The organism is Planomicrobium soli, assembly GCF_003014655.1.
Classification (GTDB): domain Bacteria; phylum Bacillota; class Bacilli; order Bacillales_A; family Planococcaceae; genus Planococcus; species Planococcus soli_B.
The window spans coordinates 308264-315488 of sequence record NZ_PYAT01000004.1 but is presented as its reverse complement, the minus strand read 5'-3'; the positions used below and the strand labels follow the sequence as shown (position 1 = coordinate 315488).

Genomic DNA, 7225 nt, shown 5'->3' with positions numbered 1-7225 from the left:
CTGCGCAGCCAAACCATTGAAAGAAGCTTTGCGGATGCCAAAGAACTCCATGGCTTTCGCTACGCAAGACGCCGAGGGCGTTCGTCTGTCCAAGAGCAGGCTTTCCTGACAGCCGCCACGCAAAACATCAAAAAAATGGCCCTCCTTCTGGCAAGGAGGGCGTAAAAATCGGAAGTTTTCTTTTCTTTTGATGAACAAATAAGTTCTTATCTTATATCAAAGGGTTACTCAACACTCTGAAAAAGCATTTTGGTAAACCAAAATGCTTTTTTCTTATTGCAGATAATGTTTAAATTTTCAGTAAACAATATGGTATATTGTTACCAAACAGTTCTGTCTGAGGAGTGATTGAATGTTTGGATTTGGAAAAAGAAAATTTAATGAAGAAAAAGACGTGCGGTATAATAGCGATGGCTATTTTGTGAAAAACAGCGGAGTTACCCCCTCCAACTCCAAAGTAACTGTGATAACACCGGTTTACAATGCCGCTCCCTTTTTAGCCAATACCATCGAATCGGTGATCAACCAGTCCTTACAATTTGATAGCATCGAATATATTTTAGTAGATGATCGCTCCACAGATTCTTCTCGGGAAATTTTATGGGACTACGCCAAACAATATCAAAACATCGTTATTGTTTTTTTGAAAGAAAACAGTGGATCACCATCCAAGCCAAGAAACCTCGGAATCGAACTAGCCAGTTCTGATTACATCACTTTCTTAGATGCCGATGATCGGCTTGAACCCGAAGGGCTTGAAGCGCTGTACTCTATTTTAAAAGAAACCGGTGATGATTACGCCGTCGGCAAAACGATGAAGGAAACATCTAAAGAGCAGAAAATCATCGGTGAACATCAATCTGTAAAAGAAAGAAGAAGTGTTTCTCCTTATGAAGTGCCAAATATGTTTCAACATTTGGCTCCGAACGCCAGAATGATGCGCCGGCAGCTTCTTACGGACCACAACATTAGATTTCCCGAGATGAAATTTGCTGAAGACAAGCAGTTTTTTATTGATGTGCTGACCCACTGCAAAACGGTATCCACAACAAGACAAGTAGTATCTTATTTGAATCGGCTGGATGAAAATTCCGAATCCTTGACTAAGCAAACCGATATCTTTGAAAAAATGGATTCTAACATTAAAGTTATTGAGTATGTAAAACAAAAGAACTTGCCAGTTGAAGAAGAAAAAGTGGTTATGAATCGTTTGATTGAATTTGACTCTGTAACCCGGCTTTTTGAAAGGCAGCATTTTCTAAAAAGCAAAAATAAAAAAGGTTATTATGAAAAATTTCAGCAGGTTTTGGATATTGCCCATGGCCTTCGGTATGATTTCACTGATAATTTCTTTTATCCTATTAACAAAGTAATTTGCCAGCTCTTCATTCAGAAAGATTACACGGGCTTAGAAGCTCTTGTGCGCTGGAACAGAACCGAGAAATACAAGCAATACATCATTAAAGACAATATGCCTTACATGATTGTCCCCATTTTCCATGGGGAGTTCAGGCATATCCGGGTGCCGATGATCGCCCTCTTTCGAAACGGCATATTCGAAGGAGATATATATAAATTAGAAGCTCAAGTATTTGGCGATTATACTGACAGCGTCAGCGAGCTGGTTTTTAGAAGCAGAAAAAATGTCAATGAAGAATACACATTTACATTTCATCTAGATAATGGCGGCAATACGAATGCTATTATAGATACCAAGCAGCTGAATTCTTTGCCGACAGGCAGCTATGAAATGTTTATCCGCTATAATGGCTATCGAAAACTCAGTATTTTGAAACAAGAACAAGTTGTGTTTGAAAACCGGCTTTTTAACTTTTACTCCACTATCAATTCCAATTTAGGATTCAAGATCTCCAATCTTCCTTAACGTGCAACCGGCTAATAAAATTCAATTAAAAAGTCCGGAGAGAAAAAGCGATTCTTTTTCTCTCCGGGCTTTTCATATACTTTTACATAAAGGCTTATTTATAATTGAACACTCTTTACTATTATCTGAATAATTAAATAATTAAATAGCATTACAATAATCTATTTGTTATAATAAAAATATACTAATTAATACCGATGAAGTTTTACATACTTTTTCCTATTTTCACACCTATACATACACTAAGGTTATTGGTGTAATTTGATAAAGGGGTGTGTAAAATGAGTTCTAAGTGGTTTAAATTGGTCGCGGTCTTTGTCCTAATGTTATTTACTCTTTTGTCCTTTTCTACTCAAAGCGAAGCGGCTACATCGAAGTTTGTAACAAAAGGCAATACTACCAGCAAGGTAATCGCATTAACTTTTGACGATGGATCAGACGGAACCAATATTCAAAAAATATTGGATATATTGTCAGCCAATAAAGTAAAAGCCACCTTTTTCCTAACAGGATCTGGAGCAGAGAAGCATCCTCAATCTATTAAAAACATTGTTGCAAAAGGCCACCAACTTGCAAACCATTCTTATTCGCATCCTGACTTTACTAAAATATCCGCTGCCAAAATAAAAGCTGAATTGGATAAGACCGAATCTACTATAAAAAAAATTACTGGGAAATCAACAAAGCCCCTCTTTAGAGCACCATTTGGTTCAACCAACTCCGCAGTTCTTGCAGCGGTTGGCAATGCAGGATATACGCATACCATTCACTGGAACATTGATACTGTCGACTGGAAAGGAGTTTCCTCAGCATCTATCACCAATAAAGTGGTTAACAATGTTGTTCCAGGCACTATCGTATTGATGCATACAGGTGCAGGAGCATCAGGCACTCCCGGGGCGCTTCCAGGGATGATTTCTAAGTTGAAAGCAAAAGGTTATACATTTGTTACTGTTTCAGAACTGTTAAAATTAAAACCAGCACCGGTACCATCGACGGGAACAAAATATACGGTCAAAGCTGGAGACACGCTCTATAGCATTGCGAAAAAGCACAGTGTAACGGTAGAAGCACTTGCTAAAGCGAACAACATTAGCAATTATAATTTAATCCGGGTTGGACAAGTATTGACGATACCTTCCAAGGCGAAATCACCGCCCCCTGCTGCCACCGTCAAATACACTGTTAAAGCTGGAGATACGTTGTACAGTATAGCGAAAAAATACAATGTTACAGTAGCTAAACTGGCCGCAGCGAACAAAATTACAAATTATAATCTAATACGGGTTGGACAAGTTTTGACTATTCCGAAATGACAAAACCGGGCAAGAGGCTATCTTCTTGCCCGGTTTTGTCATTTTTTTTTGCGTACTAATAAGCGTTTTTCATTTTCATTTACATTGTACAGCAGCTTGCTTTTGGATAAAGCGTCGGGTGTCAGCTGGATATCATATTCGATTAAATTAATGCCTACATGCCTAAAAGCATCAACAATCAATTCATCGCAATTATACCGGTCTGCCGAAGAAACAATCGGCGTGGCCAACAAAATATTAAAAAAGCGGCTAATGATCAGCTTCCAATCATAACCGGTGGAAATCCATTCTCTTATAAAAAAAATGACTTTTGCTTTCTCCTTTTCCGTTAATGCTACTTTCAAACGGTAAACGTCGTACTGACTGATTGGATACGCCAAATGCTGAATCGAAACCGGCGTCTTCCAATCCAACTGGATTAAATGAAGCGGATCAATGACCATAGCTACATGGCTGTACTGGCTGTTTGTCAGCCTTTGAATGATTCGGGCAATCGGCGTTTCGCCTTTATAAAAGATAAAATCAAATTGTTCCAGCATGCCATCACCTTCCCAATCTCTATGGAGTGTTGACCTATGAACCATTATTCGACTTTCTAATTAAATAACCTGCTTTTCTTTTTTAAAATAAATATCGCCAATCAGCTAAAAGCTGATTGGCGATATTTATTACTTGCTTTCCGTATTCAATTCCTTCAGTTTTCGTTCGAACAACTCAAGTAAAGGTTCCCGTAGATCTGGACGCTGCAAAGCAAATTCGATAGTTGTTTCAATAAAACCGAATTTTTCTCCGACATCAAATCGGCGTCCATCAAATTCATAAGCATACACTGACTGGATGCTATTCAATTTTTCAATAGCATCAGTCAACTGAATTTCCCCGCCCGCTCCAAACTGATGCTCTCCTAAAAACTCGAAAATTTCAGGTGTCAGCACATAGCGGCCCATAATGGCGTAATTGGACGGCGCGGTTCCTTCAGCTGGCTTTTCAACAAAGCGCTTTACTTCCATTAATTTTCCTTCTGTCGTTAATGGATCAATAATGCCATAACGTTTGGTTTCGCTATCCGGCACTTCCTTGACTCCAATCACACTATTGCCGGTTTTGTCATATTGTTTCATTAATTGAGCTAAGCAAGGTTCGTCGTTTTCGACAATATCATCACCGAGCAATACCGCAAACGGTTCGTTCCCGATAAAATTACGTGCTGACCAAATAGCGTGGCCAAGGCCAAGCGGCTGCTTTTGCCGGATATAATGGATTTCCACCTTAGATGTTTCCATAACCGAATCCAGCATATCCATTTTCCCTTTTTTCAATAAAGTTTCTTCTAATTCATAAGCATGGTCAAAATGGTCTTCAATCGCCCGTTTCCCTTTACCGGTAACAATAATAATGTCTTCGATTCCCGATGCAATCGCTTCTTCTACTATGTACTGAATTGTTGGTTTGTCAACGATCGGAAGCATTTCTTTTGGCATTGCTTTTGTAGCAGGCAAAAAACGAGTACCTAACCCTGCAGCCGGAATAATAGCTTTTCTAACTTGCATTTCTTCCACCCACCTTTAATTTTTTCTTTTGCATTTGGCTTTCTTTGCGTTTAAAAAAAGTTGCGTAATAATCCACTTTATTTTTAAATATATTCTTAATATACACTTTATCGTGCTGAAACGCTACATAGGCCGGATTTTTGTTCGTTGTCTAATTTTATTTTCCTTTCCACTAGTAAAGATAATATACTTTTCTACCGATGAAATTAGATTTCCATCAACTAAAAAAGGCATCTCTTATAAAGAGATGCCTTCAAAAAACCATTGTTTAATTGCTATTAGTTTTTATTTTACTGTGATCGTTCTACTTCCACTTTTATTGCCGGCTTTGTCAGTGGCATATACTTTAATAACTGCACCTTTTTTCGGGGCGCTAATGCTTACTTTAAAGGAACCTTCGCTGTTCACTGTGCCTTGTCCGAGTTTCTTGGTGCCAATATAAACCGTGATGACAGCTCCTTTTTCCGCTTTTCCTGATACCATTGTGGATTTGCTGGTTATAGAATTGACAGTCGGGATACTTGGAGCTATTTTGTCAATCACTTTAACATTTCTTGTACCGCTCCTATTTTTTGCTGCATCTATGGCATAAACTGAAAGGATGGTTCCAGCTTTTTGCTTGGCGATTGTTATAGAGTAAACCCCATTTTTTGCTGTAGCTTCACCAAGTTTTGTTTTTCCTGCATATACATATACTTTTGCATTTGATTCTGCTTTACCTGTTACCGTTGTACTTTTATTTGAAACAGTATTAACAGCAGGAATTGCAGGAGGTGTTTTATCAATCACTGTTACTGTTCTAGTGGCACTTTTATTCTTTGCTGCATCAATAGCATAGAGGGAAATACTGGTTCCGGCTTTTTGCATGGCAATCTTCATTGTATACGTACCGTTTTTTGCTATGGCTTCGCCAAGTTTCGTGTTTCCTTCATAGGCTATTACTCTTGCATTCAACTCCGTCTTACCAGTTATGGAAGTAGTAGAATCAGTAATAGTATTAACTGTAGGAACCACTGGAACAGTTTTATCAATATTCTTCAAAGCATTTTTTGCATTCACTAAACCATTGCCAAATTTCGTGTCTTTGCCTTTTACGCCTAGATCTTTGGCAGTTAAAAACAAGCGGTCAGCAATTTGCTTATTTGTTAAAGCAGGTTCATTAGCTTTCAAAAGCGCCGCAATTCCCGCTACTACAGGTGTTGCCATTGATGTACCGCTCATCCATCCATAACTATTGTTTGGCAGCGTAGAAAAGATCTCAGTACCAGGCGCCGCAATGTCTATAGTCGATCCATAATTGGAAAAACTGGATTGCCTATTTACAGATGTAGTGGATGCTACAGAAATAACCTCTTGATAAGCGGCAGGGTAGTGGTTCTTACTCGTAAAGTCATTTCCCGCAGCCGCTACTACAACCACCCCTTTACTATGCGCATGTTGGATGGCTTTTTCTAGGGCTGTGCTTGTGGAATAACTGCCGAGACTCATGTTTATAATATGGGCACCAGAATCAACAGCCTGATGAATGCCTTTGATAATATCAGATATTAACGCAAAGTCTCCATCGAATACGTCAATGGCCATGATTTTTGTATTTGGAGCAACTCCTGCCCCTCCCGTGTTGTTATTTAATACACCGGCAATAATTCCAGCTACATGCGTGCCATGTTCCCCTTTAGTAAATTTTTTGCCTTCTACCATATTGTAATGTGAAATTATTTGGTTCTTCAAATCAACATGGTTTAAATCAACACCATCATCAATAACTGCCACTACTACATCAGGCGACCCTAATGTTATATCCCATGCAGCACTAGATTCAATTGCTTTATGGTGATATTGAAAACTAACAAGATCTGGATCATTCGCTACATAATCCAATTTCACGAAATAATCCGGTTCAACACTAGCCACATCTTTTCGATTTTCTAAATCTTTCATAAAAGCTTCAATTGATTCATCTTGCGGAACTTCTATGGTTACTAATTGCTCGGCATCTTCAGTATTCGTTATAACAGCTTCCGATTCTGCAAGCTTACTGGCTGCATCCTCTTCAAGATGGACGATCACTTGAGTTGGTTCCGGAATTGCAGAAAGGTTTTGTTCATCGCCTTCTGCATAAGTAATAGATCCGTGAAAAGGAAATATGCTAATCAGTATAACGAAGAGGGTCACTAATGTCTTTTTCATCCTCATTCTCCTTAGAAAGTAGACTCTTTAATTTCAAACTAAATAAATACGGCCGCTATTGAACATGGGGTATTATCTATAGCATGTGAGTTCGTATGAAAAATAATTACTATCTTACATGTATCCTTATCAAATTATACTTTAATAACAATTATTTTCATATGCATATACAAACTAAATTACCTAGTTAATATTAACCACAAAAAAGTTATCCATCATGTTTTTTTATTAAGGATCTCTTTTTTTTGGCTTACAAATGTTATAAACACTACTACACTTTATAA

The 7225-nt window shown here is 38.2% G+C and carries 6 protein-coding genes; 3 read left to right on the top strand and 3 right to left on the bottom strand.

Translation table 11 applies throughout. The features are described 5' to 3' along the window. From B0H99_RS07410 to B0H99_RS07400, 3 genes are all read left to right on the top strand, one after another. On the top strand, window positions 1-165 hold a 165-nt coding region (locus tag B0H99_RS07410), incomplete at its 5' end, for a transposase (protein ID WP_181313609.1). 187 nt (window positions 166-352) lie between these two features. Next, the gene (locus tag B0H99_RS07405; RefSeq protein ID WP_106533009.1) at window positions 353-1885 is read left to right on the top strand and encodes a glycosyltransferase family 2 protein; all 1533 of its coding nucleotides are present in this window, start codon (window positions 353-355) and stop codon (window positions 1883-1885) included. 281 nt (window positions 1886-2166) lie between these two features. Next, window positions 2167-3201 (top strand): LysM peptidoglycan-binding domain-containing protein, encoded by a 1035-nt coding sequence (locus B0H99_RS07400; protein ID WP_106533008.1) that lies wholly within the window; start codon window positions 2167-2169, stop codon window positions 3199-3201. Window positions 3202-3239: 38 nt separating this feature from the next. Here B0H99_RS07400 and B0H99_RS07395 read toward each other — a convergent pair whose 3' ends face one another. The 3 genes from B0H99_RS07395 to B0H99_RS07385 form a co-directional block, all read right to left on the bottom strand. Next, window positions 3240-3785, bottom strand: coding sequence for a C40 family peptidase (locus B0H99_RS07395; RefSeq protein ID WP_106533007.1), 546 nt, complete (start codon window positions 3783-3785; stop codon window positions 3240-3242). Between the two features lie 84 nt (window positions 3786-3869). Continuing rightward, a complete protein-coding gene (gene galU / locus B0H99_RS07390; RefSeq protein WP_106533006.1) occupies window positions 3870-4751 on the bottom strand; it encodes a UTP--glucose-1-phosphate uridylyltransferase GalU in 882 nt (293 codons plus the stop codon). A 285-nt stretch (window positions 4752-5036) separates the two neighbouring features. Further along, window positions 5037-6941 (bottom strand): S8 family peptidase, encoded by a 1905-nt coding sequence (locus tag B0H99_RS07385; protein ID WP_181313608.1) that lies wholly within the window; start codon window positions 6939-6941, stop codon window positions 5037-5039. Window positions 6942-7225 lie beyond the last annotated feature (284 nt).

Bases quoted from the DNA above. Each gene is read 5' to 3' on its own strand.
- B0H99_RS07405 (WP_106533009.1), top strand. From the start codon at position 353: ATGTTTGGATTTGGAAAAAGAAAATTTAATGAAGAAAAAGACGTGCGG.
- B0H99_RS07395 (WP_106533007.1), bottom strand. From the start codon at position 3,785: ATGGTTCATAGGTCAACACTCCATAGAGATTGGGAAGGTGATGGCATG.
- B0H99_RS07385 (WP_181313608.1), bottom strand. From the start codon at position 6,941: ATGAAAAAGACATTAGTGACCCTCTTCGTTATACTGATTAGCATATTT.
- B0H99_RS07400 (WP_106533008.1), top strand. From the start codon at position 2,167: ATGAGTTCTAAGTGGTTTAAATTGGTCGCGGTCTTTGTCCTAATGTTA.
- galU (WP_106533006.1), bottom strand. From the start codon at position 4,751: ATGCAAGTTAGAAAAGCTATTATTCCGGCTGCAGGGTTAGGTACTCGT.